Source organism: Streptomyces sp. NPDC093109 (genome assembly GCF_040701725.1).
In the GTDB taxonomy this organism is placed as follows: domain Bacteria; phylum Actinomycetota; class Actinomycetes; order Streptomycetales; family Streptomycetaceae; genus Streptomyces.
In genome coordinates this window covers 36,407-61,721 of record NZ_JBFBEZ010000009.1, presented here as the reverse complement: position 1 = coordinate 61,721, position 25,315 = coordinate 36,407, and the positions used below count along the sequence as shown (strand labels likewise).

The window sequence follows — 25,315 nt, the reverse complement described above, 5'->3', positions numbered from 1 at the left end:
CCTTCCCCAGATCGAGGAGACACCTCATGGAACAGTACGACACCGCGCTCGTCCTCTCCCGGGTACTGACCTCCGGCATCGTGATGAGCATCGAGAAGAACGACAAGGAACTTCCCGCGCTGGAACGGCTGTTGACCAAGCGCAGCCGCCGGGCCCGCGCCGTCCTCGTCAACAGCGGGAGCGCGGCCGTGCACGCCGCGCTGACCGGCCGGGGCATCGGCCACGGCGATCGGGCGGTACTCCCCGCCGGTCTCGACGAACGTACCCGCAGGTTCATCGACTGGCTCGGCGTCGAGGACGACGCCGCACCGCCCGGCCCGGCGACCGTCACCCCGTCCGTCACCGCGTCCGTCACCGCGTCCGTATCCCCGTCCGTACCCGCCTTCGACCTGCTGAGGCTCACCCCGGAGAACGCCGGCGAGTTCGCCGCCTCGGCCGCCGCCGCCACGGCGCCCGCCCTGGTGGTGGACCTCACCGGACTCGGATTCGGGCCCGCGGGAGCGGTGCTCACCGACGACGAGCAGATCTGGGCGCGGGCCGAGCGGCTGAAGATCTTCGGCGCCTTCGACCTGCGGACCATGTGGACGCAGGAGGAGGCCGAGCCCGGGATGGCACCGGGTGTGCAGTTCAACTACCGGCTCAGCCCCCTGGTCGCCGCCTGTGCCCGGATGGCACTGGCGCAGGCCGGTTCCCGTACCCCCGCGACGACCGGAGGCACCTCCCGATGATCACCGACTTCCCCACCACTCCGCTGGCCCTGCCCGACCCGGCCGAGATCGCGGCCGAACTCGCCGGCTTCGGCGGCGCCGCGATGATCCCCAAAGAGGTACGGCGCACCATCTTCCCGGTGATCACCAAGGAAGACGTCTTCACCATGCTGCTGGCGCAGCGGTCCGCCCCGGACAAGGTCGTGGCCGACTTCGCCGAGGAGTACCGGTCCTACGTCGGCGCCCACCGCGCCCTGCCGACCGCCAGCGGTACGTCAAGTCTCCATCTGGCGCTGATCGGTGCCGGTGTGCGGCCGGGTGACGAGGTCATCGTCCCCGGGTTCACCTTCATCGCCACCGCTCAGGCCGTGGTCGCCGCCAAGGCGGTGCCGGTCTTCGTGGACATCGACCCGCTGACGTACTGCATGTCGCCCGGGGCGGCCGAGGCCGCGATCACCGAGCGGACCCGGGTGATCATGCCGGTGCATGTGCACGGGCTGCCCGCGGACGTGGCCGCGCTGCGCGGGGTCTGCGACCGGCACGGGCTGGCGCTGGTGGAGGACGCGTCCCACGCGCACTCCGCGAAGATCGGCGGCCAAGTGTGCGGCTCCCTCGGGGACGCCGCGGGCCAGAGCCTGATGGCGGACAAGAACTTCCCGCTCGGCGGCGAGGGCGGCATCGCCTTCTTCGGGAGCGACGAGGCGTACGAGCGGACCGTGGACTTCCTGGACCGCACCGGCATCGACTACGGGATGTCCTGGGTCGCCGCCTCGTTCGGCGCCAGCCAGCTCAAGCGGCTGCCGTACTACGACGCGATCCGGGCCAGGAACGCCGCCCTGCTGGCCGACGCGCTGCGGGAGACCGGCCTGTTCACCCCGCCGCACGTACCCGAGGGCCACATCCACGCGTACAACATGTACCGGATCGGGCTTGCCCCTGAGGCCGTCGACCTGGCGGACCTGCCCGTCTGGGCGGTCAAGGAGGCGGTGCACGAGCTGCTCACCGCCGAGGGCGTGCCGGCCCGCGAGTGGCAGAACACCCCGATCCCCTGCCACCTGCCGTTCCGGGAGCGGACCGGCTTCGGCAACGGCTATCCGTTCACCCTCAACCCGGGGGCGGTCAGGGACCACGAGCCGACGGACTTCCCGAACATCGTCGCGATGCTGGAGAGCACCGTCGTGCTCTGCCGCGAGCTGCGCTCCCCCGTGGAGTACGAGCGGGTCACCCGCTACGCGGACGCCTTCCGCAAGGTCGCCGCCCGCCCCGATGCCATCCGCAAGCTGGTCGCCGAGCGCGCTTACGTGCGGCCCTACGAGAAGGCGGCCCGCCTTGGCTGACAACGACCGCGTACGGGTGGCAGTGCTGGGCGCCAGTGGTTACACCGGCGGCGAGCTGATCCGGCTGCTGCTGGGCCACCCGAACGTCGAACTCACGCATCTCTCGTCCGAGCGGCACAGCGGCGAGACGATCGCCTCCGTCCTGCCCGGTATCCGCAACCATCCCGCCGCCGCGAAGCTCCGGTTCGCCCCTCTGGAGTCGTACGACGAGGTCGACGTGGCCTTCGCGTGCCTGCCCACCGGGGCGCTGCCGCCGCTCATGCCGAAGCTCTCCGAGCGGGCCGGCCGGGTGATCAACCTCGCCGGTGACTTCCGGCTCACCGACTCCGAGGAGGCCACCCGCCACTACCCGGGGTCCGCCGAGTGGACCGACGCCTTCTCGTACTTCGTACCGGAGTTCTCTCCGCCGCCGGGCGACTCCCGGTTCCTCAATCTGCCCGGGTGCATGGCCGTCGCCTCGCTCTACGCCCTCCAGCCCCTGATGGCCGCCGACCTCGCGGACGGGGACGTCGTCGTGGAGGCCAAGACCGGCGCCAGCGGGGGCGGCAACAAGTCGACCGAGCCCCCCGCCGAGCGGATCGGCAACTTCCGGGTGCACAAGCCGTACGGTCACCGGCACGCGCCGGAGATCTCGCAGGCGCTGCGCACCTTCGCGGGGCGGGCACCGCGGCTGCGGTTCTCCACCTTCAGCCTGGACGTCTCCCGGGGGATCCTGGTCTCGGCCTACGGTCTGCTGCGCCCGGACGTCACCCGGCTGGACGTCAAGCGCGCGTACGGCGTCGCCTACGCGCACACCCCCTTCGTCAAGGCGCGCTCGCAGCTGAAGACGCCGGCGGACTTCCCGATGCTCAAGAGCGTCATCGGTTCCAACATGGCGGAGGTGGCGGTCGCGGTCCGCGGTGACCAGTACGTGGCCGTCACCGCGATCGACAACCTGATCAAGGGGGCCGCGGGACAGGCGGTGCAGGCGTTCAACCTCGTCCAGGGCTACGAGCAGTCCACGGCGCTTCCCTTCACGGCGGTGACCCCATGAGCGAACGGCCGCTGTATGTGATCAAGGTCGGCAGCAGCACGCTGCTCCATCCGGAGATCTTCGCCGAGATCGCCGCCGTGCGCGGCCGGGGCGCCCGCGTCCTGGTCGTCGCCGGCGGGGCCGAGGGCATCGAACGCCACTACGGCTCCATCGGCCGGACGATGCCCTCGCTCACCCTGCGCAACGGCGACACCGTACGGTACTGCCCGCCCGAGGAGATGCCGCACATCGCGGACGCCTACCGCCGGGTCACCCTGCCCGCGGTGGAGGCCGGACTCGCCGGGCACGGCCTGACCGTCCTCGCCCGGGTCGCGGCGTACGAGGGGCTGGTCACCGGGACCGTCAACAAGCCGCTGCGGGTGGCCGAGGACGGCCGCTCCAAGGTGGTCAGGGACCACCGCGCGGGTACGGTGCGCGCGGTCGACGCCGAGCGGCTCGGCACCCTGCTCACCGCCTACGACGTGGTGTGCCTCTCCCCGCCGGTACGGGACGCCGACGGCGGCAGCGATCTCAACGTGGACGCCGACGTCCTGGCCGCCACACTGGCGAACGCGCTGGACGCCGACCATCTGCGGCTGGTCACCGGGACCGCGGGAATCCTCACCGATCCCGCCGACCCGGCCTCCACCCTGCGCGACGCGTTCCCCGGTACGGCGGGCGTGTACGCGGGCGGCCGGATGAAGCAGAAGGTGCGGGCGGCGGAGCTGGCGCTGCTCGGGACCGCGGACGTCGCGGTGACCGGGCCGCACACCATGGCGGATCCGGAGGGCTGGACGCGGTTCTGGGCCGCCGGGGAGCCCGCGGCGGATCTCGCCCTGCTCAGCCGGGCGGTGCAGATCCCGTCCACCTCCTACGACGAGCACGAGCTGGTGCGGTATCTGGTGGGGTGGTGCCGGGAGCGGGGCATCGAGGCGCGGGCTGACGAGGCCGGCAATCTGGTGGCCGAACGCGGCGAAGGGCCGCGTACGCTGCTGCTCCTCGGCCACGCGGACACCGTGCCGTTCAACTGGCCGGTGCGCTGGGAGTCCACCGGCGGGGCCGACGCGGAATCCGATGCCGTTCTGCACGGGCGGGGCAGTGTGGACGCCAAGGCGTCGCTGGTCGCCTTCCTGGACGTCCTGGCGGATCTGGCGGACACTCCGGTCCCTGACGGCTGGCGGCTGCGGGTCGTCGGGGCGGTGGAGGAGGAGGTCTCCTCGTCCAAGGGTGCCTTCCACGCCCGCGACCACTATCCGGCCGATGCCGTGGTGGTGGGCGAGCCCAGCGGCTCGGGTGCGCTGACCATCGGTTACTTCGGTCTGTTCAAGCTGCGGGTGACCGTGACGGTACGCAGCGGCCACTCCGCCGGTTTCCAGGCCGTGTCCGCGCCCGACCGTCTGACCGACTCGCTGGCGCGGATCCGGCGGGCCGTGCTCAAGGAGGCGGACGACGCGCTGAGCGCCGTCATCGACCTGTCCTGCGCGGCCGGGACGGAGAGCCAGACGGCCACGGCGATCCTCAACTTCCGGGTACCGCCCATGGCCGACCTGGACGCACTGCGCACGGCCGCGTTGAGCGCGGGCGGCGACGACGTGTCGATCACGTTCCTGCGTGCCACCCCCGGCTACGCCGGCGGCCGTTCGACCCCGCTGGCGAAGGCGTTCAGCCGGGCGCTGAACCGTAACGGCGGCAGTCCGCGATTCCTGCTGAAGAAGGGCACTTCCGACATGAACACGCTGGCCACCACCTGGCGCGGCGTCCCCATGGTCGCCTACGGGCCGGGGGACTCGGCGCTCGACCACACCGCGGAGGAGCACATCGGCGCCGCCGAGTACCGCCGGGGCCGCGCCGTGCTGCGGGACGCGGTCGCCGCGTTCTTCGACCGGGCCACCGCCGGCGCCCCGGTCCCGACCGAGAAGCAGGGAGTCGCCCGATGAGCAACGTCGCCACGAAGACCACCCGGTTCGGCCCCGTGCTGACCCCCTTCCCCTCCCCCGCCTCCGCCGCCTCACCCACCACCGCGCCGCCCTCCGTCCGATCCGCTCCCGCCGCTCCCGCCGCGCCCTCCGCCGGCACCGACCCCGCCGAGCTGCGGGAACGCGCCCTCGCCGCGCGCCGCATGGTGATCGACATGGCGGCCACCCCGACGGGCTGCCACCTCGGCGGCAGCCTGTCGGTGATGGACATCCTGATCGCCGCGCTGGACCGGACGGCCGCGGACGAGAACAGCGAGGTCGTCCTGAGCAAGGGCCACGCCGCGGCCGGGCTGTACGCCGCGCTGTATGTCACCGGCGTCCTCGGTGAGGACCCGGTGGCGCACTACGGCGCCGCGACCCACCACTTCACCGGCCACCCGGGACCCGGTGTGGAGGGCGTCCGCTTCCCCACGGGGAGCCTCGGCCACGGCGCGCCCTACGCGCTCGGCTGGGCGCTGAGCCGCCGGCTGGCCGGCGCCCCCGGGCTCGCCATCGCGGTCCTCGGCGACGGCGAACTCCAGGAGGGGCTGGTCTGGGAGACCTTCCAGGTCGCCGCCGCCCAGCGGGTCGGGAACCTGGTGATCGTCGTCGACCGCAACGGCGGCCAGAACGACGGCCTCGTCGCGGACATCTCCCCGGAACCCCAACTGGCCGAACGGTTCGGCGCGTTCGGCTTCGACGTCAGAGAGGTGGACGGACATGACGTGGCGGCGCTGCGCGAGGTGTTCGAGCCCGACCGGTCGGACCGCGACCGTCCGCTCGTGGTCGTCGCCGACACCGTCAAGGGCAAGGGCCTGCGCCCGGTGGAGGGGAAGGCCGCGTCGCACTACGTGACCATCGACGCCGCCCGCGCCGCGGCCTGGAAGGAGATCGTGCGATGAGCCTGCCCGGACGTACCGCCTACCGCGACGAGCTGACCGCCATCGCCGCGGACGACCCCCGGATCCTCTGCCTGGAGGCGGACCTCGGGGGCCGCGCCCACCCGTTCGCCACCGCCTACCCGGACCGCTTCTTCAACGTCGGGATCGCCGAGGGCGCGATGATCGACATGGCCGCGGGACTGGCCGAGGGCGGCTACCGGCCCTTCGTCTCGACGTTCGCGCCGTTCGCCGCGCTGCGGGCCGCCGAGAGCCTCAAGCTGGCCCTGGGCTATCTGGGCGCGGGAATCACGGTGGTGGCCCCGTACGCCGGAGTGTCCGGCGGCTGGTTCGGGACCACGCACCACTGCCTGGAGGACTTCGCCGTGCTGCGCGCGATGCCCGGGATCACCGTGGCCGCGCCGTACGGGGAGGAGGAGATGCGGGCCGTCGTCCGGCGGGCCGCGCGCACCGGGGAACCGCACTACATCCGCACCGGCCGCAACGCCGCCCCGGCGAGCCTTCCTTGGGAGGGCACCGACCCGCCGGTCGTCAACTGGGACGACGCGGGCGCCGAGGCGGACCGTACCTGCCTGGTCTCCGTCGGCGAGGTCGGTACCGAACTCTGCCTGGCCGTACGCCGGGCCCGGCCGGCCCTGCCGCACGCACACCTCTGCTACGTCGACCAGCCGCACCTGGCGAAGGCCGCCGCCGAACTGGCCGAGCGCTACGACCGGTTCGTCGTGGTCGAGGAGCACCGGCCGGCCGGCAGCGTCGCGTCCGCCCTCGCCCTGCTGCTGACCGGCCGCGAGGTGCGGTCGGTCAACGCGGGCGAGCGGTGGCCGGTGCACGGTGGCAGTCACGAAGAGGTATTGGACGAACTCGGCCTCAACGAGGCCGCGTTGTGGCAGGCTCTCGCACCGCACGAGAACGCGCCCGGCGCCGAGGACGCGCCGGGCGGATCCGCGGTCCAGAAGGGGGAAACGACATGAGCGGCCACCGCATCGGAGTGGCACAGGGCACCGCGATCTATGTGGGGGCGATCCTGGGCGCCGGCATCCTCGCGCTGCCGGCCCTGGCCGCCAAGGAGGCCGGTCCCGCCTCGCTGCTGGCCTGGCTGGCGCTGCTGCTGTTCTGTGTCCCGGTCGCCACCAGCTTCGCCGCGCTCGGGGCGCGCTATCCGGACAGCGGCGGGGTGGCCACCTTCGTCGCCAAGGCCTTCGGGCCGCGCGCCTCCGGGGCCGTCGGTTACTGGTTCTACTTCGCGCTGCCCGCCGGCGCGCCGGTCACGGCCTATGTGGGCGGCCAGTACGTGGCGCACACCCTGGGCGGCGGGGACCGGATGACGATCGCGGTGGCGGCGGCGCTGCTGCTGGCCGCGTTCGCCAGCAACACGGTCGGGCTCCAGATGTCAGGACGGCTCCAGCTGATCCTGGTCGGGCTGCTGGCGGTGCTGCTGCTGATCGCGGTGATCACCGCGCTGCCGCACTCCCGCACCAGCCATCTGACCCCGTTCGCGCCGCACGGCTGGGGAGCCGTCGGCCAGGCGGCCAGCCTGCTGTTCTTCACCTTCGCGGGCTGGGAGGCGGTCACCCATCTCTCCGGCGAGTTCCGCGATCCCGCCCGGGACCTGCGGCGGGTGACCATCCTGACCCTCGTGGTGATCGGTGTGCTGTACCTGGGTCTCGCGCTGACCTGTGTGCTGGTCCTCGGCCCCGAACTCGCCAACACCAACGCGCCGTTGACGCTGCTGCTGCAACGGGGCACCGGTTCGGCGGCCTCCGCGGTCACCGCGGTGATGGCCCTGCTGCTCACCTTCGGCACGATGAACGCCTATCTCGCCGGGGCGTCCCGGCTGGGCGCGGCCCTGGCGCGGGACGGCGTACTGCCCGCCGCGCTCTCCAAGGGGCACCGGCCCGGCGAGGTGCCGCGGCGCAGCCTGGCGCTGCTGTTCGGGCTCAGCCTCCTGGTGTGTGTCTTCGCGCTGGTGACCGGCACCGAGCTCGGGCAGGTCATGCTGGCGGCCTCGGCGTGCTTCATCGCGGTCACCGTGGCCGGTCTGGTCGCGGGCGTACGGCTGCTGCCGCGCGGGAGCGCGGTGTGGTGGGGCGCCGTGGCCGCCGCCGTGGTGATGAGCGTCCTCCTGCTGTTCTCCGGCTGGTTCCTGCTGCTGCCGCTGGCCCTGGGCACGGTGGCGGTCGTCCGGTCCTCACGGACGGCGCGGCGCGCGGAGGCCGCGGCGGCTCCGGTACCCGCGCCGCTGCCCTCGCCCGCGCCGGTACCGGAACCGGCGGAGCAGGAGTAGCCCGGTGGCGGTGGCGGAGACGGCGACTGCAACGGAAGACGGGAAGAGCACCACAGTGGGTACGGCGGCTGGAAGGATGGTCCGATGGATCTCGGGTTGAGGGGACGGGTCGCCATGGTGGCGGCCGGGACGAGCGGTATCGGGCTGGCGATCGCCCGCCGGCTGGCCGCGGAGGGCGCCGCGGTGTCGGTGTGCGGGCGCTCCGCGGACCGGTTGCGGGAGGCGGTGGCCCTGCTGGAGAAGGAGAGCGAAGGGCCGGTGCACGGCGCCGCCGTGGACGTGGCCGACCACGCGGCCGTGGCGGAGTGGGTCGGCGAGGTGGCCGACCGGTTCGGCGGTCCGCATGTGGTGGTGGCCAACGCGGGCAGCCCGGCGGAGGGGGGCGCCGACCTGTTCGGCGTACCGGACTACCGGACGGCGGTGGAGGCGAATCTGTTCTCCGCCATCGCCCTGAGCCGCGCGGCCCTGCCGCACATGCGGGAGGCGGGGTACGGCCGGGTGCTGTTCGTCACCTCGCTCGCCGCCAAGCAGCCGATTCCGGGGCTGGCGCTGTCCAACACGGTCCGCCCCGCGGTCGTCGGCTACGCGAAGTCGCTGGTGCACGAGCTGGCCGCGGCGGGAGAGGGAGCCGTCACGGTGAACGTGATCGCCCCCGGGATGACGCGGACCCCGACGCTCCAGGCGTGGGCCGAGCAACTCGACGGCGGGGTGGCGGGGTTGTGCGAGGACATCCCGATCGGCCGGCTCGCGGAGCCGGAGGAGGTGGGTGCCGCCGCCGCGTTCCTCGCGTCGGTGCCGGCCGGCTCGATCACGGGAACGGTCCTGCCGGTGGACGGCGGTGCCACCCGCGGTCTGCTGTGACCCGCCGGGGCACACCACACGCCGTCGGCCCCGCCCTCAGGGCGGGGCCGACGCCCATTTCCGGGCCGGACGGGCGGACGGGCCTCAGCCGGTCGGGCGGCCGTGCAGGGCGACGGCGAGCTGGGCCCGGCGGCTGATGGTGAGTTTGCGGTAGATACGGGTGATGTGCTGTTCCACGGCGCGCGAACTGACGCCGAGACTGTCAGCCATCTGATGGTTCGTCATACCGTCGAGCATCATGCGGGTGAGCCGGGACTCGTGGGCGCTGAGCGGCGGATGGCCGGTGGACGGCAGCGGAGCCGCCCGTTCCCGTAGCGCAGACACCGTTCCCGGCCGCGCCTCCGGTACCGTTCCCGGCCGCGCGCCGACGGCGGTGAGCGCCGCGCCCCTCGGCACCGCCGCGGCGGCGCGTTCAGGTATCCGGGCGGTGTCCCAGCTCAGCTCGTCGCCGAGCCGCCGCGTCCGGGTGTCGACGACGCAGCTCTCCTGCACGTAGGGGTCGCCGCCCAGCACATGGCCCAACGCCGCGGGATCGTCGACCTGCACGATCAGGGTGTCGCCCTGTCCCTCGGCCCAGACCCCGCCGTAGAGCAGCACCCGGTCCCGGGCCATTCGCTGCCAGTACGAGCGGTGCCGCGGTCGAGTGCGGCGCAGTTCGGCCCCGCCACGCAGCCGCCGTTCCACCAGATACTTCATCGCTGCTCCCGTCGCCAGGACGTGCCGGGCGGAGTCCGAGCACTCCGCCCTCCTGACGGGCAGCCTGCGACGGCGCACTCCCGAACTGATCCCTTTCCGCTACCTCCCGGCGGGGAAAGTGTCCGGGAAGTCACTGTGTACGACGCTCCCTATTCGTTAAGTTAATAACTTCGCAGGTGCATATGGGTATGGGCGGTCTCTCCCGTCAAAGCGGTGAAGGGGAAACGTGACTATCCCGGAACGTCTGTCGGTCCGGTTCCACATCCTCGGAACGCTTGAGTGTCTGACGGGCGACGGCGCTCAACTGCCGACCGGCGGGCCGGTACAGGAACGCGTCCTGGTCTCGCTGCTCCTCTCCCCCGATCGCGTCCTGCCGGTCAGCCGGCTGGTCGAGGCCGTATGGGACGAGGATCCGCCGGCCACCGCCACGCACCAGGTGCGCAAGGCCGTCGCCGAGCTGCGGCGGCGCCTCCCGGGCGGCCGGGACCTGATCGTCACCGAGGGGCCGGGTTACCGGATCGCGATCGAACCGGGCCAGTTGGACCTGACCGTCTTCTCCGACCTGTTGCGCCAGGCCCGTGACCAGGCGGGCGCCGATCTTCCCGAGACGGCGGTGGACACCCTGCGCGAGGCCCTGGCGCTGTGGCGCGGGCCCGTCATGGTCGGGTCCGGCGGATCCGTGATCACGGCGGCCTCGGCGGCCCTGGAGGACCGGCGGCTGGCGGCCCTGGAGCTGTTCTTCGAGCTGCGTCTCGGGCTCGGCGAGGTCGGCGAACTGGTGGGCGACCTGCGGGACCTGGTCGCGGCGCATCCGTTCCAGGAGCCTCTGTGCGGGCAGTTGATGCTGGCGCTGTACCGGTCCGGGCGCCAGTCCGAGGCCCTCGCGGAGTACACCCGTATGCGCACCCTGCTCGCGGACGAACTGGGTGTGGATCCGAACAAGCGGCTGATCGCGCTGTACGAGGGAATCCTGCGCGACTCCCCCGAACTCACCGCCCCACCGCGCCGCAAACGCACCCCGGCGCCCACCGGTACCGACACCGGTACGGGTACGCGTACCGACGACCGGGCCCGGCACGTACGGCAGACCCCGGCCCGCGCGCACACCTCGTCGGCACACACCTCGTCCGCACACACCTCGTCGGCACACACCTCGTCGGCCCCCGCGTCCACCACTCATTCGGCGGGGCCGTCGAACGAGCCGCACCGCTGCACACTGCCGTACGATCTGCCGGACTTCACCGGCCGCAAAAGGGAGTTGCAGCAGTTACTGTCCGGCCAGGACGAACCGGACGGGCAGCCCGGGCCCCGCATCATGGCGGTCGACGGGATGGGCGGCAGCGGCAAGACCTCCCTCGCCGTGCGGGTCGCCCACCGGCTGGCCGACCGCTACCCGGACGCCCATCTCTACCTCGACCTCCGTGGCTACACCCCCGGCGAACTGCCGCTCCAGCCGGGCGCCGTCGCCGAGGCGCTGCTGCGCATGCTCGATGTGCCCGGCGACCGCATTCCGGACGACGAGGCGGGCCGTATCGCACTGTGGCGGACCACCGTGACGCAGTACCGGCTGGTTCTGCTCCTGGACAACACCATCGACAGCTCCCAGGTCCAGCCGCTGCTGCCGGCGTCCGCCGACGCCCTCGTACTGATCACCAGCCGCGCCCGGCTGATCGAGCTGGACGGTGCCGAGTGGATATCGCTCGGCGGGATGCCACCGGAGGACAGTACGGCCCTGGTCTCCCGCATGCTCGGCGAGGAGCGCACGGCCGCCGAACCGGAGGCGGTCGCCGAACTCATCGAACTCTGTGCGCACTTGCCACTGGCACTGCGGATCGTTGCGGCCAAGCTGCGCAACCGACCGCGGTGGACCGTACAGTATCTGGTGGAACGGCTGGGCGACGAGACCCGGCGGCTGGACGAGCTGCGCTCCGGGACGCGCGGTGTCACCGCCACGCTGAACCTGACCTACGAGGGCCTGAGTCCGGAGCACCGGTCCGCCTTCCAGCTGCTCGACAGCCACCCGGGAGCGGAGTTCGACCCGTACTGTGCGGCGGCCCTGCTCGGCACCGATCCCGGCCAGGCCGAGGATGTCCTCGAACACCTGCTGGACACCCATCTCATGCAGCAGTTCGAGACCGGCCGCTATGTCTTCCACGACCTGGTGCGCAGCTTCGCGAAGTGGCTGCGGAGCCAGGCGGGCGAGGACCCCACCGAAGTCGACCAGCCCGCCGTGGAACGGCTGTTGGACTACTACGTGGCCGCCACGGAGGCCGTCTGCGACCTCGCGTTCCCGGGCCGGGCCCCGTTCGTACGCGAGTCGGACGGGACTCCGCGCCCCCCTATCGCGCTGCCCGTGCTGCGTGCCCCGGGACGCGGCCGGCAGTGGCTGGACCGCGAGGAGGAGAACCTGCTGGCGGCCGTCGCGCTCGCGCAGCGCCGCGCGCTGCACCGGCACTCCGCCGAACTGGCCCGCAATGTCGTCTTCCAACTCGACAGCAGGGGACGCTTCGAGGAGTTCCGCGAGGTCGCGAGCGTCGCCGTCGACTCGTCCCGGGAACTCGGCAATCAGTACCTGCTGGCACTGAGCCTGTCCAACCTGGCCGTCGCCGACTGGAAGCTGGGGAAGTTCACCGAGGGGCTGGCCGCCGCCCGGGAGAGTCTGGAACTGTCGGTGCGGCTGAAGGACCAGCGGGGCGAGGCGAAGAGCACCGGGATGCTCGGGCTGCTGCTGGCGACCCTGGGACGGTTCGGCGAGGCTCAGCCCCATCTCGAACAATCCATCGCCCTCAAGCGGCAGTTGGGTACCCCACGCGCCGAGGCCGAGTCACTGACGAACCTCAGCTCCCTCTTCGAGCACATGGGCCGGTACACCGAGGCCGCCGCCGCGGCCCAGCGCTCCGTCGAGCTCAACCAGCGCATCGGCGCCCAGGAGAACGAGATCGTGGCGCTGACGGATCTCGCGCTCGCCTACCTCGGGCTCGGCAGGGACGACGACGCCCGCACCTGCCTGGACCGGGCCCTCGGACTCATCGACGAGTCGGCACCCCTGGGCGACGGCGCCCTGGTCCTCGCCCTCTCCGCCTGGGTGCGGCACGGTCTCGGGGAGTTCGGGCAGGCGCAGACGTACGCGGAACAGGCGCTGAAGCTGACCGGCGGGAGCTGCGCGCCGATCCGGCAGGCGGCCGTCTGGAACATCCTGGGGGCGCTCCGCCACCGGAGCGGCGACCACACCGCCGCGTGGCGACTGCACTCCGACGCACACCGGATCGCCTCCGCCGTGGGTTACCGCATCGAGGTGGCGCGGGCCCTGACCGGGATGACCGCCGTACGGTCGGCGCAAGGTGACGCCCCGTCCGCCGCTGCCCTCCGGGAGGAGGCGGCGGCGTTGCTGGAGGCGATGAACGCGACGGCAGCCGGCCGCCACAGCGGCTGAATCCGGGGCGCCGGGAGGCGGGAGGTGGGAGGCGGGAGGCGCCACCACGGTGGACCGGCTCCGCATCGACTCAGCATCGGGACCGACATCGGCACCGGCATTGGCACCGGCAGCGCATCGGCTGCCCATCCGCTCCGCATCGGCTCGGCATCGGCTCGGCATCGGCTCGGCACCCGGCTCAGCCCGCGAAGGCCGGGCCCTCGCCCGAGCCGGGGCTCAGTACGACGCTCGCCGGGCCCTCGCCGGAACCGAGGACCCCGTACACCGCGGCCTGGCCGCGTACGGTCAGGTGGCCCCCGTCGGAAGCCGCCCCGATCCCCGCCGACGCCGCCAGCGCCACCGCGGAGAGAATGCCGGCCGTCTTGTACCACGTGATGCTCATCTGGTGTCTCCTCGGTGAGTGACTGCGACAGGCATCAACCTGGCGGTAGTCGTTCCCGAACGAGTCCGGACTCGTTACCGCTCGGTTCCCCCCGGCACCCACCGGCCGCCCGGGAACGACGGTCCGTGACACACCGCCGAAGCCCCCGGGACAGCGGGCCGGCCCACGCCGAACCGTGGCGGCACCACCGGAGGCATCGGTACAACAGCCGGCATCACCAGGGACTTCCCTGCCCCATCCCCATCTCTCCGTAACCGGCCACGTCCCGGCGGCCGATCCCGACCCGGCCCTCAGGCCCTCCTGAGGCGCGGCCGGGCTCGCAGTCCCGCACGATGACGGTCACCTCGTCGAGCGGACAGCCGGTCACCCGGGAGGCGGTGGCGGCCAGCTCGGACACCAGATCCGCCCGGCGTTCCCGGTCGTTCCCCTGCCACCAATCGACCGTGATCAAAGGCATGTTGACGCTCCTTGTGAACGTGTCGCGGTGGACGCGCCTGGGCCCGCCCGCCGCGACTGCGGGCCGGGCGCGGAGTGCCGGCCCGGAGTGTCCGCCACTGTCCACGCCCCGGTTCCCGAACCGTTCCCGCTCGGCCCGCAGCCGACGCGCAAAGAACCTTCCGAAAATCGGAACGGCAGGGCCCAGCAAAGGACTTGGCCTCAACGGAAGCCGCGTTCGACGACCTCGCACTGTTAACCCACCCGCCATGACCGGTCCTTCGACTGCCACCCCCGCCGTCTGCTCCCTCCCGTAGAAAGGCCGACGGCGTTCTCCGACAGTGAGGCAGGTACGTGCGAAGAGCTTATGGAATCGACGGTGTGGTCCGATGGTGCCGCACGCTGGTCGTCGTGCTGTCCCTGGCCCTGCTGACAGGGGTGGCCGTCACCGCGCCGCCCGCACAAGCGGCAGCGGCGGCCGAGGACTTCACCCTCTCCCTCAGCGCGGCGGAGCTCGGCGTGGATCCCGCCGTCATACGGCGGACCGTGCCCGAGATCCAGGCCGAGATCAGCAAGGCCGGCAGCCTGAGCGCCTCGCTCAAGCAGTCGATGACCGACAACCCGGTGACCAAGAGCAATTACGACGACGCGGACTGGGTGGACTTCAAGGGTTCGCTGGCGGCGACCTCCGACGGTTCGTCCATGACGCTCACCGTCCCGGCCTCCGAAATACAGACCTCCGCGAGCTGGTGGACGAAGTTCGGCGCGATGGTGGTCGGCGGCCTGGCGGGATACGGGCTCAGGATGGTGTGCATCGGTGGCCTGACCTCCAGCGGCGTGGGCGCGGCGACCATCCCGCTCATCTGCACTCCCCTGGGCGGCGCCTCGGCCGGCTTCTTCGCGAGTGTCATCACCCACGCAGTCGACAAGGACCTCAACACCGCGACGGCGTGGCGTGACATCGTCCTCGCCACACTCGCCGGAATGGCCCTGGGTTACCTGTGGGAGAAGTACTTCGTCGGGTTCGCCAAGGAATATCTCCCCGAGGCGTTCAAGAAGCTCGGTACGTGGCTGGCGTCCAAGGTGCCGTGGATCGGCTCCCGCTTCGGCACCCCGCTCGCCGAGGCCGCCGAGGAGACCTCCGGGATCCTGATCGAGCTGGAGGAGCTCCTCGACGAGGCCATGGCGGACTGGGGCAGCAGCGCCGGCAGCAGCCAGATGGTCGCGATCGCGTCGTACATCCACCCGGGAGCCGACCCGGCGGCCTGGAACCGGCTGATCGGCGCACGCTCGGACAAGGTGAGTGTGATGGTCGCGAACGTCCTGAACGGTCCCGACTCGAAACGCAACACCGCCTGGGCCGATGTGATCAACCGCGGTCACGCGTCGGGCAAGCGGGTCCTCGGGTACGTTCCCACCGGATACCTGGGCCGGACCGACATCCCCACCCGGCTGGGATCGACCAGCGCGGCCGACTGGATCGCGCAGATCGAGCAGGACGTCGACACCTGGTACGAGCTGTACGGCGACGCGATCGGCGGGATCTTCTTCGACGAGGGCTACAACGTCTGCGGGATCGACAACGACTACGCGAACTTCTACGAGGAGATCAACCGGTACGCGAAGACCCGCCACCCCGGGGCGATGACCGTCCTCAACCCGGGCACCGTCGTGCCGCAGTGCTACGAGGACACGGCGGACGTCCTCATGACGTACGAGAGCGACTACGCCGCCTACTACGGCCGGAACTCCAACGCCGCGCTCAACTACAAGCCCCTCGACTGGACGCCGGCGGACCCGTCGAAGATCTGGCACATCATCTACGACGTCCCCGCCTCCGAGGTCGCCCGGGTCGCCGCCACCTCCAAGGAGCGCGGCGCCGGCTACATCCAGATCACCGATGACGTGCTGCCCAACCCGTACGACACACTGCCGTCGGGGGCCTACTGGGAGGCGCACCAGAACGCGGTGACCGGCGGCGTACCGATCATCGCGCCCCCGGCACCGTACTCGGACACGCCCGGTCCCGCGATCCAGCCGGCCACGAACCTGACCGTCACCAAGGTCGACTACACCTCCGTCTCCCTCTCCTGGACGAGGTCGACCACCGGTATCGCCCGGTACTACATCGTGCTCAACGGCAATACCGTGGCCTCCCTGCCCGGAAGGTTCCACACAACGACGATCGGCGGGCTCAACCCCGGCGGGAACACCTACACACTGAGCGTGGTCGCCCAGAACTTCTACGGGACCGTGGCACCGACGTCCAACACGGTCAGCGCGAAAACACTGACCCTGACCGGCGGAAAGACCGTCACCAACGCCAAGGTCACCCGCTCCGGCGGCAACATCACGTACTCGGCGGACTTCCTCGTCCCGTACTCCTTCCACCGCGTGTACGTCAGCCCGACCGTCACCCCCGCGAGCTGCTGGCTCATCGCCACCGACTCGCCGGCCAACCCGTTCTGCGGCACCTGGGTCATCGAGAACAGCACCCTGCTGTCCTACGCCGGAGCCACCTCCGGACAGTGGTCGTGGAACCCGGTCGCCTATGTGCCACCGACCATCAACGGCTACACCTACTCCTGGACGGTCAAAGCCTCCGACGCGGCCGGCTCCTCCGATTACGTCAGCTTCCAGGGCGAGGGCTACGGCCCCCTGACCAACGTCTACACATCCAAGTGAAGTAGCCGGCCCCTCGGCTCAGTTGGCACGGCGGCCCGTACGTTCACGTGACGTACGGGCCGCATCCGTTCCCCCCTCACCGACGGGCCATGACGACAGCCACCGCGGCAACCCACAGGACGGCGCAGAGGGTCTCGTCGAGGTGAGGATGCGCCGACAGGAACGGCTTCACGAAAGCGAGCCGTTGATCCTCGACGTTGTGCTCGTTGAGGCAGCGCTGCGCATGCGCGTCGGTGGTGCCGATGTCATGCGTGGACAGTTGATGCATCTGCTTGACGTCTCCGCATCGGACAACATCCGACTCCGAGTCATCCCCTTCCTCGCGGGTGAAAGGGGGCTCACCACAGGGGCATTCGTCCTGTTCAGCTCAGGTCTGGCCAGAGGCTCCGAAGCGGACGTCGCCTTCACCGACTCGGCGGAGAACACTGCTGTCTACCGGGATGATCCGCTAGTCCTCAAGCGCTTGAGCCGCCTGTTTACCGGCTTGTCGCGGGCCGACCTCTCGGAGGACGATAGCCGGAAGCTGATCGAAGACATCGAGAAAGAGATGGGCAATGATCAAGTCGGCCAATGAGTACGCCGTCGACCTCACGGGGGTGGCCTGGCGCACGAGTTCCTACACTGCCGGCGACGGCAGGTGTGTCGAAGTCGCCCCCATCCCTGCCACCACAGCCATCGTCTTCCGCGACACCAAGGACCGCACCCTCCCCGCCGCCGACACCTCCGGCGCCGCCTGGTCCGCCTTCGTCCCGGCCCTCCCCGCCGGCACCCTCCCTCCGGCCTGAGAACGGTATGGGACAGGCTCCGGCTGCGGAAGAGCCGCAGGCCACAGCGGCGCGGGACCTTGTGGTCGGTTACATTGACGCGCTCAACGCCGTTGGAAAGGCGATGAGGGCGGCGGTCGCCTCGCTGGAACAGTTGGCGGACGTGCTCGGCCTGGTCCGTTCACAGCGGATCAGCCGGAGCGGTGAAATCGGCACCTACCACTACAGCGTCCACGGAGCAGGCTGCCTTTTCACCAGTCCGAACGGCGCCGAGATCGACGTGGACTTCGCGGCTGACGGAACGGAGATCTTCGACCTCTGGCGGCTGCGTTGCTACGGGCGGAGTCTGCCTGAGCCTCACGACCCCACGGATCAAGACCTGCGGACCGCTGTGGAATCGCTGAAACCCCTGCTGGCCGAGGTACGTCCCGGATGGTTCAGCGTGGCCGACGCCAAGACGTCAACGTCAACCGTCGACGCGGAACTTCAGTGACCGGCGGCAACTCCGCAAGCGGGCGACAGGGCCAGTCCAGCCCCTCAGTAGGGTTGTGGCCATGGCGAAGGGAATCGAGCGGCGGCCCGTGGTGGATCTGGAGAGCCGCGTCGAGGACGCGACGCTGCTCATCCTCGAATGGCTCGGCGAGCAGGGTCTGGACGCCATGATCCGGGTCGACTCGGAGCGTATGCGTGACGGTCAGCCCCCTTGGACATTTACAGCCTCTGGTGGGCCCCTGGATGGTGGAATGAGAGCCGATGGGGCGTCGGCCGCCGAGTGCATGGGCAGGGCGTTGATCGGATTGCGGGAAGCCGGGCTGGTTGTTCCCTTCTGAAGCCCTTGTTCAGCGTCCTCACCGGTCGGCCCCCCGCATCATCGGGCGTCGGTCAGCTTCCCGTTCGGTTGGTTTGACCACCTGTTAGCGTGTGCGGATGGAAGATCTGGGACCCGCGGCTTGGCCTCCCGAGCCGATCAGGACCGAGCGGCTCGTGCTCCGCGAGCCCGAAGCCCAGGACCGTGCGGCGTTCATCGAGTTGCTCGCCTCTCCAGAGGTGCACACCTACCTCGGCGGCCCTCAGTCGCGTAACGAGCTCGAGCACGAGATGTCCGGGGCACCCGAACGGCGGCCCGGGAGCTTTGTCGTTGATCTCGACGGGGCGATGATCGGCCAGATCCTGCTCAGGAGAGCGACCGGGCGCCATCGCCCGGCTGCCGCCGGGAAAGTCGATCTCGGCTATCTGTTCCTGCCGCGGGCGTGGGGATTCGGGTACGCAGCCGAGGCGTGCGCGGCTGCACTCGGCTGGCTCGCCGGCGCGCTTCCCGGTGAGCCGGTGGTGCTCGCCACCCAGACCGCCAACGTCAGCTCAATGCGTCTGGCGGCGAAGCTGGGGTTCACCGAGGTGGAGCGGTTCGAGGCGTGGGGCGCCGAGCAGTGGCTCGGTATGTGGTCCCCGGTCACACCGTCCAGTTGAGTCGAGGTCGGCTCCGGCTCGTCCTCCGTCTTCGTGTCGAAGAGGCGGAAGCCGCGGCGGAGATAGTTGTCCATCGCGTGCGGAAACCTCCGGCGGGAGAAAAATAATCGCCTTCATTTAGGATTCGACCGTGACTGTCAGCTTTCTTATTTCAAAGTATGACGAAGCCAGGCGTGCTGGTGAGGTTGATGACTGGACTTCACATGGAGATATCGGCAGATCCTTTGACGGTCGGGTGCTGACCGTTGAGGAATACCTCCGGACCGAGGACCTCTACGCCTCGGCGGTGGCGGCCCTGGCGGACGCGGTGGGTGCGGACGGGTTTGAAATGCGGAATATTATCCTCAACGAACCCGCACCACCGTGGCTTGGCTCCGTGTACGACGGCAAGGTAATCGATGTAGCGACGACCCTGCGTCTGGTGAGGGAAATGCTCAGGCATGGTTCAATCTCGTGCTCGTTGGAGTATGGAGACCTTTTGAGCATTGCGGTCGAGACGGACTTCTACCTCTCGGCGGATATCGACTCAGAAGCGGTGGGCTCTCTCGCGAGGGTTGAGCGGCTGGGGCTGCACACGGTGAGAGTGCAGTCCTGGAGGTACGACGACGAGTGGACGGCTCTTGTCTCCCGGCCTGCGGACCATGGGTTCTGGGAGGAAGTGGCTGCCGGGATCGACCGTGTGCCGTCCATGGCGGTTGTCCTGGAGCGCTGGGCGCAGGGGCGCTATGGATATCGGTGGCATCTCGTCGAGAACGGCGACCTCGCGCCTGTCGCCGCGTCAGTGGTGCCGCAATCCTTGGTCACCGTGTTCTTCAGCCCTGAGATTCAGTGGGTCGCGCGTGGCGATCTCCATCAGGCGGTCGGCTCGGCGATGGATGACTCTCTTGTCGTGATCTTCTCCCGCCCGATCGCAGGCGTCGAGGGTGGAGCGCTGAGGACAATTACCTGCGGCGAGGGTGTTCCCATTCCGGATGCGTCCGAGCTTCCACCAGGTGGCGAACTGGGTGTCTTCACGTGGCCCGACGAGGATGCGTCGCCGTATCGGGCAGTGGTGCCCGGTCCGGGTGGGGAGATTGTTGCCCGATGGGAGGAGCCGACGAGGATCTGAACGGTGGACGGCCATGACGGAGGGTTCAGCGTGACTATGCCGGTCGCAGGGGGCCGAGTTCGGCAATCTACCGAAGGGGCAACAACCGGACCTCGGTTTCGGTAACCGTTCATACGCTTTCGACACTTCATCAGTGGTTCACTCGCGCAGCAGTTCTACGGCACCAGCGGCGTCCACACAACCTGCGATCGGGCTACAGCCCGGTCGGCTCCGGCTCGTCCTCCGTCTTCGTGTCGAAGAGGCGGAAGCCGCGGCGGAGGTAGTTGTCCATCGCGTGCGGGCCGTCCTTGGAGCAGGTGTGGAGCCAGACGCGCTTGGTCGGGGGCAGGTCCGGGTGGCGGTCGGCGAGGTCCCAGGCGCGGGCCGTGCCGTAGGAGAGGAGGTGGCCTCCGATGCGGCGGCCACGGAAGTCGGGGAGCAGGCCGAAGTAGACGATCTCGACCGTGGCGTCGTCTTGCGCCTCCAGCTCCACGTAGCCGGCCGGGGTGCCCTGCTCGTAGGCCACCCAGGTCTCGGTGCCCGGCCGGGAGACCGTCTCGCGCCAGCGCTCGGCCGTCCACGGCAGCCGGTCGGTCCAGGCGATGTCCGCGCCGACCGACGCGTACAGGTAGCGGCTGAACTCCGGTGAGGGCACCTCGGCCCGGACGATCCGGACTCCGTCCGGGGCCTGGGCGGCGGGGCGCAGGTCGGCGGGCGAGGTCTGCTCCAGGGACCAGGTGGTCACAGTGATGGTCATACGGTCAGGAGAACATGTGTCCGGTTCGTCCTCCAAGCCGGGTACGGGGAACAGGTCAGCGGGGCCGTCGCCTTGCCGCCAGGACCGCCGGGGCCGTCGAGTGCGGCAGCAGGTCCGCCGGGTCGGGCGGGGTGACCACCTCCACCTCGACCTCCTCGCTGAAGCGGTACGGCCGGTGCGCCAGCACGCCCGCCAGATGGCGCCGGACCCGGGACATCTCGGCCCGTACCGTCACCGTGCGGGTCGGATCGCCGAAGACGTCGGCGGCCAGCTCCGCCGCGCTGCGGCCGTCCCGGTGCAGGGCCAGGACGCAGAGCAGCTCCGCGTGGCGCGGGGTCAGCTCCTGGGTCCAGCTGCCCGCCGAGCCCGACACCACCACCGACCAGCGCCGGGGGCGGCTCAGGTCCAGTACGACCCGGCTCGGGGTCTCGCCCGGCCTGCGCTCCGTGTCCACCCTGAGCAGCCAGCCGCCCGGCAGCGGCTCGACCGTGCACATGCCCAGCGACGGATGCCACACCCGGCCGGCGCGTAAGGGTTTCGGCAGCGGCAGCCGGTCCACCGGCGCCATGCCCGTGACGGCCGCCGTCCAGCCGTGCGTGTCGACCGCGAGCGCGCGCCCGCCCAGCCGGCACATGATCGGCGCCGCCACCGAGCGGAGCCGGTCGACCGCCCGGCCGTGGCGCTCGCGCATCTCCGCCTCGGCGAGCCGCGCGACCGTACTGACCAGCGCCAGCGTCGTCGGATGGAAGCCGCGCGCCGGGCCGCTCACATCGACCACGCCCAGCAGCCGCCCGTCGCGCGGATCGTGTACGGGGGCCGCCGCGCAGGTCCACTGGCCCAGCGCGTGCGCGAAGTGTTCGGCCGAGTGGACCTGTACCGGCCTCCGTACGGCCAGCGCCGTACCGATGGCGTTGGTCCCCGTCACCTGCTCCGCCCAGGCCGCGCCCTCCTCCAGCCGGATGCCGTCCGCCCGGCGCAGCACCGCGAGGCTGCCCTCGCGCCACAGCACCCGGCCCTCGTCGTCGCTGACGACCAGGATCTGGCGCGAGGCGTCGATGATCCCGCCGAGCGACTCGCTGAGGGTGCGCATCGTCTCGCCGAGCGCGGAGGAGCGGCGCCGGTGCTCCAGCTCGTCCGGCTCCAGCACCGTGTCGCCGCCGGTGGGCCGGTCCGGGTCGAGTCCCAGGCTGAGCATCCGCCGCCACGACGCGTCGATCACCGGTCTGGGTGCCACCGGTGGGGGCTCGCCGGCGAGCGCGGCGTCCCGTACCTGGTGCAGCAGCCGGCCGGCCTGCGCGTGGTCCATCGCCATGAGCGTCGCGAGGTCGAGTGGCGGAGCCGGCTTTCTCGGTGGTGCGTCCTTCATGGTGTCCCCCATGGTGTTCCCCTGTGAACGGCTGCGCTGTAACGGTTCTTCTTCTGCAACGGTTCTTCTGCAACGGCTTGCAACTCTGGTAAACCGCGGACAGGTGAAAGAAAGTGACAGTCAGTCAGAGGTGGTGCCGTGTCGGCGCGACACCACCTCTGACGGTGCGGGCGGGAAGCCCGGCCCCTCGGCCCGTCGGCCCCTCAGCCCGTCGGCCGGTCGGCATGCCGGCCCCTCAGGCCGTCGGCCGCGCCCGGTCCACCACCGCCGCCAGGTCCAGCGTGTGCGGCAGCGTGCCGAAGGCCGCGCCCCAGTCCCCGCCCAGCCTCGACGCGCAGAACGCGTCCGCGACCTCCGGCGGCGCCCACCGCACCAGCAGTGAGCCCTGGAGCACCAGCGCCATGCGCTCCACCAGCCGCCGGGCGCGCGCCTCGATCCCGCTCAGATCGGCCAGCTCAGTCAGCAGCCCCTTGATCGCGTTGTCCAGCCGGTGGTCGGCGCCGCGCGCCGCGCCCACCTCCTGGAGGAAGGCGTTCAGCGCGGCCGGCTCCCGCTGGAGCGCGCGCAGCACGTCCAGCGCCTGTACGTTGCCCGAGCCCTCCCAGATCGAGTTGAGCGGCGACTCGCGCAGCAGCCTCGGCAGGCCCGACTCCTCCACGTACCCGTTGCCGCCCAGGCACTCCAGCGCCTCGGCGACCAGCGGTGTGCACCGCTTGGTCACCCAGTACTTGGCGGCGGGCACCGCGAGCCGCAGCAGCGCGCGCTCCTGCTCGGTGTCCGCGTCGTACGCCGCCGCCAGCCGCAGCGCCAGCGTGGTCGCCGCCTCCGACTCCAGGGCGAGATCGGCCAGTACGTTGCGCATCAGCGGCTGGTCGATCAGCTCGGCGCCGAACGCCCGCCGGTACGTGGCGTGGTGGACCGCCTGCGCCACCGCCTGCCGCATCAGCGCGGCCGACCCCAGGACGCAGTCGAGGCGGGTGGCGGACACCATGCCGATGATGACGCGCACCCCGCGCCCCTCCTCGCCGACCCGGCGCGCCCAGGTCCCGTCGAACTCCACCTCGGCCGACGCGTTGGACCGGTTGCCGAGCTTGTCCTTGAGCCGCTGGATACGGAAGACGTTGCGCGTTCCGTCCTCCAGCACGCGCGGTACGAGGAAACACGTCAGCCCGCCCGGGGCCTGGGCCAGCACCAGGAAGCCGTCGCACATGGGTGCGGAGCAGAACCACTTGTGCCCCGTCAGCAGATACTCGCCGGCCGCGTCCAGCGGCGCCGCCTCCGTCGTGTTGGCGCGGATGTCGCTGCCGCCCTGCTTCTCGGTCATGCCCATCCCGAGGAGCGCGCCGGCCTTCCGGTCCGCGGGCCGCAGCCCCGGCTCGTACCGGTGCGAGGTGAGCCGGGGCTCCCACTCGGCCGCGAGCGCGGGCTCGGCGCGCAGCGCGGGCACCGCGGCGTGGGTCATCGACACCGGGCAGCCGTTGCCCGCCTCGGCCTGCGTCCAGACGAAAAACCCGGCCGCGCGGCGCAGGTGTCCGGCGGGCCGGCCCCACGCGTCGGTCAGCCCGGCCCCGACCGCGCCGCCCAGCAGCCGGTGCCAGTCGGGGTGGAACTCGACCTCGTCGATCCGGTTCCCGTACCGGTCGTGCGTGCGCAGCAGCGGGGGATGCTCATTGGCGCGCCGGCCCCACTCCTGGACCTCGGCGGAGCCCGCGGCGCGGCCCAGCGCGGTCAGCTCCGTACGGATCCCGTCGAGCAGCCCGGGCTCGGCGTGCCGCGCCACGCCCTCGGAAAGGACCCGGTCCGTACCGAAAACGTCGTATCCGACCAGGGGCGGAACCTGATTGGTCACTGTGTGGGTGCTGGCTGCCATACGGATACGGTAAGGAGGTGCAGGCAGCAAAAGAAACACCCGAGCGGCCAGCGGGTCGACTCCACCGGGCCCGAGTCCTCTACCGCAACGTCTCCAAGCGGAAGATGGCATGGCTGCTGCTCAAGGACACGGTCAACTCGTGCATGGAGTACCGGATCCTCGGGCTCGCGGCCGAGGCCGCGTTCTTCACGCTGCTCTCGCTGCCGCCGCTGCTGCTCGGACTGATCGGGCTGCTGGGTTACGTGGACGACTGGACGAGTACGGCCACGGTCGCCTCGTTCGAGAAGAACATCCTCACGGCCGTCGGCACGGTCCTCTCCGACCGGGGCGTCAACCAGATCGCCAAGCCGCTGCTGGAGGACATCACCCACGGCGGCCGGCCCGACGTGATCTCCCTCGGCTTCGCCATCGCCCTCTGGTCGGGCTCCCGCGCGGTCAATGTCTTCGTCGACACCATCACGGTGATGTACGGGCTCGACGGCCGGCGCGGCATCGTCGCCACCCGGCTGCTCTCCTTCCTGCTCTACATCGTGGCGCTGCTGATCGGCGCGGTGGTCCTGCCGCTCGCGGTGGTCGGCCCCGACCGGGTCGCCGAGGTGATCCCGTGGGGCACGGAGGTGATCAGCGTCCTGTACTGGCCGGTGGTGACCCTGCTCTCCATCGCCTTCCTCACCACGCTCTACCACGTGTCCGTGCCGGCCAGGTCCCCGTGGGTGGAGGACGTGCCCGGCGCGCTCATCGCGCTCGGCATGTGGGTGCTCGGCAGCTTCCTGCTCCGCATCTACCTGACCAGCACCGTCGAGGGCCCCACCATCTACGGCTCCCTCGCCGCGCCGATCGCGGTGCTGCTGTGGATAGGGGTCTCCGCCTTCGCGGTCCTGGTGGGCGCCGCCGTCAACGCCGCCATCGACCGGGTCTGGCCGTCGGTCGCCACGGCGGCGGCGCGCGCGGCCAAGGACCGGCAGCGCGCCGCCCACGCGGCGGAGCTGGTGGCCCGCTCGACGGTCACGGAGGAGGCTCCGGACGGTCCGCAGGACGACGATGTGACGGACCCCGACATGCCCTCGGAGTTCCCCGAGCGCTGGTCCCGGTTCCTGCCGCCCGACGATGTGAAGTCGCGGGTGAAGTACCGCACGAACGGCCGGGACAAGGGGTAGGCGGTACCGCCGCCCGCGCTCTCGTTCGGGCTCTCCTTCGCGCTCTCGTTCGCGCTCTCGTTCCGGCTGTCGCTCTTGGGACAAGTCGCAAGAGCGACAGCCGAAATCAGTGACATCCCTTCCGGCGCTGCCGGATGGTTTCGTTCAAGCGTCCGCTGAAC

Annotated in this window: 23 protein-coding genes and 1 pseudogene; 17 read left to right on the top strand and 7 right to left on the bottom strand. The window is 70.9% G+C overall.

Annotation, left to right across the window (positions count from 1 at the left end; translation table 11 throughout):
- Nucleotides 1-26: 26 nt before the first annotated feature.
- The 8 genes from AB0389_RS11625 (at nucleotide 27) to AB0389_RS11590 (ending at nucleotide 9,055) form a co-directional block, all read left to right on the top strand.
- Nucleotides 27-728 (top strand): DegT/DnrJ/EryC1/StrS family aminotransferase, encoded by a 702-nt coding sequence (locus AB0389_RS11625; protein ID WP_366395156.1) that lies wholly within the window; start codon nucleotides 27-29, stop codon nucleotides 726-728.
- Nucleotides 725-2,044, top strand: a complete 1,320-nt coding sequence (locus AB0389_RS11620) for a DegT/DnrJ/EryC1/StrS family aminotransferase (RefSeq protein WP_366395155.1) — start codon at nucleotides 725-727, stop codon at nucleotides 2,042-2,044. The genes AB0389_RS11625 and AB0389_RS11620 overlap by 4 nt, the downstream gene beginning before the upstream one ends.
- Entirely contained in the window at nucleotides 2,037-3,077 is a 1,041-nt protein-coding gene (gene argC / locus AB0389_RS11615) for an N-acetyl-gamma-glutamyl-phosphate reductase (protein WP_366395154.1), read from the top strand. The genes AB0389_RS11620 and argC overlap by 8 nt, the downstream gene beginning before the upstream one ends.
- Entirely contained in the window at nucleotides 3,074-4,993 is a 1,920-nt protein-coding gene (locus tag AB0389_RS11610) for a M20/M25/M40 family metallo-hydrolase (RefSeq protein ID WP_366395153.1), read from the top strand. The genes argC and AB0389_RS11610 overlap by 4 nt, the downstream gene beginning before the upstream one ends.
- Nucleotides 4,990-5,913 (top strand): 1-deoxy-D-xylulose-5-phosphate synthase N-terminal domain-containing protein, encoded by a 924-nt coding sequence (locus AB0389_RS11605; protein ID WP_366395152.1) that lies wholly within the window; start codon nucleotides 4,990-4,992, stop codon nucleotides 5,911-5,913. The genes AB0389_RS11610 and AB0389_RS11605 overlap by 4 nt, the downstream gene beginning before the upstream one ends.
- A complete protein-coding gene (locus AB0389_RS11600) occupies nucleotides 5,910-6,881 on the top strand; it encodes a transketolase (protein WP_366395151.1) in 972 nt (323 codons plus the stop codon). The genes AB0389_RS11605 and AB0389_RS11600 overlap by 4 nt, the downstream gene beginning before the upstream one ends.
- Nucleotides 6,878-8,194, top strand: coding sequence for an amino acid permease (locus AB0389_RS11595; RefSeq protein WP_366395150.1), 1,317 nt, complete (start codon nucleotides 6,878-6,880; stop codon nucleotides 8,192-8,194). The genes AB0389_RS11600 and AB0389_RS11595 overlap by 4 nt, the downstream gene beginning before the upstream one ends.
- Nucleotides 8,195-8,278: 84 nt before the next feature.
- Complete coding sequence (locus tag AB0389_RS11590; RefSeq protein WP_366395149.1) at nucleotides 8,279-9,055, top strand: SDR family oxidoreductase; 777 nt, start codon at nucleotides 8,279-8,281, stop codon at nucleotides 9,053-9,055.
- An 84-nt stretch (nucleotides 9,056-9,139) separates the two neighbouring features.
- Here the strand turns inward: AB0389_RS11590 and AB0389_RS11585 are convergent, their stop codons facing one another.
- On the bottom strand, nucleotides 9,140-9,751 hold the full coding sequence (locus AB0389_RS11585) for a helix-turn-helix transcriptional regulator (RefSeq protein ID WP_366395148.1): 612 nt from the start codon (nucleotides 9,749-9,751) through the stop codon (nucleotides 9,140-9,142).
- Nucleotides 9,752-9,977: 226 nt separating this feature from the next.
- On the opposite strand from AB0389_RS11585, the gene AB0389_RS11580 reads away from it, so the two are divergent.
- The gene (locus tag AB0389_RS11580; RefSeq protein WP_366395147.1) at nucleotides 9,978-13,184 is read left to right on the top strand and encodes a BTAD domain-containing putative transcriptional regulator; all 3,207 of its coding nucleotides are present in this window, start codon (nucleotides 9,978-9,980) and stop codon (nucleotides 13,182-13,184) included.
- Nucleotides 13,185-13,362: 178 nt separating this feature from the next.
- Here AB0389_RS11580 and AB0389_RS11575 read toward each other — a convergent pair whose 3' ends face one another.
- Both AB0389_RS11575 and AB0389_RS11570 read right to left on the bottom strand, forming a co-directional pair.
- Nucleotides 13,363-13,566 carry a hypothetical protein gene (locus tag AB0389_RS11575; protein WP_366395146.1) on the bottom strand — a complete coding sequence of 68 codons (204 nt, stop codon included), beginning with the start codon at nucleotides 13,564-13,566 and terminating at the stop codon, nucleotides 13,363-13,365.
- A 214-nt stretch (nucleotides 13,567-13,780) separates the two neighbouring features.
- Nucleotides 13,781-14,023 carry a tautomerase family protein gene (locus tag AB0389_RS11570; protein WP_366395145.1) on the bottom strand — a complete coding sequence of 81 codons (243 nt, stop codon included), beginning with the start codon at nucleotides 14,021-14,023 and terminating at the stop codon, nucleotides 13,781-13,783.
- A 332-nt stretch (nucleotides 14,024-14,355) separates the two neighbouring features.
- Between AB0389_RS11570 and AB0389_RS11565 the strand changes: the two genes are divergently transcribed.
- The 6 genes from AB0389_RS11565 (at nucleotide 14,356) to AB0389_RS11540 (ending at nucleotide 18,917) form a co-directional block, all read left to right on the top strand.
- Nucleotides 14,356-16,686, top strand: a complete 2,331-nt coding sequence (locus tag AB0389_RS11565; protein WP_366395144.1) for a spherulation-specific family 4 protein — start codon at nucleotides 14,356-14,358, stop codon at nucleotides 16,684-16,686.
- Nucleotides 16,687-16,834: 148 nt separating this feature from the next.
- On the top strand, nucleotides 16,835-17,260 hold the full coding sequence (locus tag AB0389_RS11560; protein WP_366395143.1) for a DUF5753 domain-containing protein: 426 nt from the start codon (nucleotides 16,835-16,837) through the stop codon (nucleotides 17,258-17,260).
- Nucleotides 17,241-17,471 (top strand): DUF397 domain-containing protein, encoded by a 231-nt coding sequence (locus AB0389_RS11555; RefSeq protein ID WP_366395142.1) that lies wholly within the window; start codon nucleotides 17,241-17,243, stop codon nucleotides 17,469-17,471. Before AB0389_RS11560 ends, AB0389_RS11555 begins: the two co-directional genes overlap by 20 nt.
- Before the next feature lie 7 nt (nucleotides 17,472-17,478).
- Nucleotides 17,479-17,943, top strand: a complete 465-nt coding sequence (locus AB0389_RS11550; protein WP_366395141.1) for a hypothetical protein — start codon at nucleotides 17,479-17,481, stop codon at nucleotides 17,941-17,943.
- A gap of 61 nt (nucleotides 17,944-18,004) precedes the next feature.
- Nucleotides 18,005-18,280 (top strand): hypothetical protein, encoded by a 276-nt coding sequence (locus AB0389_RS11545; protein ID WP_366395140.1) that lies wholly within the window; start codon nucleotides 18,005-18,007, stop codon nucleotides 18,278-18,280.
- Between the two features lie 97 nt (nucleotides 18,281-18,377).
- Nucleotides 18,378-18,917 carry a GNAT family N-acetyltransferase gene (locus AB0389_RS11540; protein WP_366395139.1) on the top strand — a complete coding sequence of 180 codons (540 nt, stop codon included), beginning with the start codon at nucleotides 18,378-18,380 and terminating at the stop codon, nucleotides 18,915-18,917.
- A gap of 11 nt (nucleotides 18,918-18,928) precedes the next feature.
- Here the strand turns inward: AB0389_RS11540 and AB0389_RS11535 are convergent.
- Nucleotides 18,929-19,000: pseudogene (locus AB0389_RS11535) on the bottom strand (GNAT family N-acetyltransferase); the annotation flags it as partial.
- A gap of 47 nt (nucleotides 19,001-19,047) precedes the next feature.
- On the opposite strand from AB0389_RS11535, the gene AB0389_RS11530 reads away from it, so the two are divergent.
- Nucleotides 19,048-20,025, top strand: a complete 978-nt coding sequence (locus tag AB0389_RS11530; RefSeq protein WP_366395138.1) for a hypothetical protein — start codon at nucleotides 19,048-19,050, stop codon at nucleotides 20,023-20,025.
- 193 nt (nucleotides 20,026-20,218) lie between these two features.
- Here AB0389_RS11530 and AB0389_RS11525 read toward each other — a convergent pair whose 3' ends face one another.
- The 3 genes from AB0389_RS11525 to AB0389_RS11515 all read right to left on the bottom strand — a co-directional run bounded on the left by AB0389_RS11525 (nucleotide 20,219) and on the right by AB0389_RS11515 (nucleotide 23,997).
- Nucleotides 20,219-20,761, bottom strand: a complete 543-nt coding sequence (locus AB0389_RS11525) for a GNAT family N-acetyltransferase (RefSeq protein ID WP_366395137.1) — start codon at nucleotides 20,759-20,761, stop codon at nucleotides 20,219-20,221.
- Nucleotides 20,762-20,816: 55 nt separating this feature from the next.
- Nucleotides 20,817-22,139: a GAF domain-containing protein gene (locus tag AB0389_RS11520; RefSeq protein WP_366395136.1), complete on the bottom strand. Its 1,323-nt coding sequence runs from the start codon at nucleotides 22,137-22,139 to the stop codon at nucleotides 20,817-20,819.
- A gap of 223 nt (nucleotides 22,140-22,362) precedes the next feature.
- The gene (locus AB0389_RS11515; protein ID WP_366395135.1) at nucleotides 22,363-23,997 is read right to left on the bottom strand and encodes an acyl-CoA dehydrogenase family protein; all 1,635 of its coding nucleotides are present in this window, start codon (nucleotides 23,995-23,997) and stop codon (nucleotides 22,363-22,365) included.
- 17 nt (nucleotides 23,998-24,014) lie between these two features.
- Between AB0389_RS11515 and AB0389_RS11510 the strand changes: the two genes are divergently transcribed.
- Nucleotides 24,015-25,154 (top strand): YihY/virulence factor BrkB family protein, encoded by a 1,140-nt coding sequence (locus AB0389_RS11510; RefSeq protein ID WP_366395134.1) that lies wholly within the window; start codon nucleotides 24,015-24,017, stop codon nucleotides 25,152-25,154.
- Nucleotides 25,155-25,315: the final 161 nt, after the last annotated feature.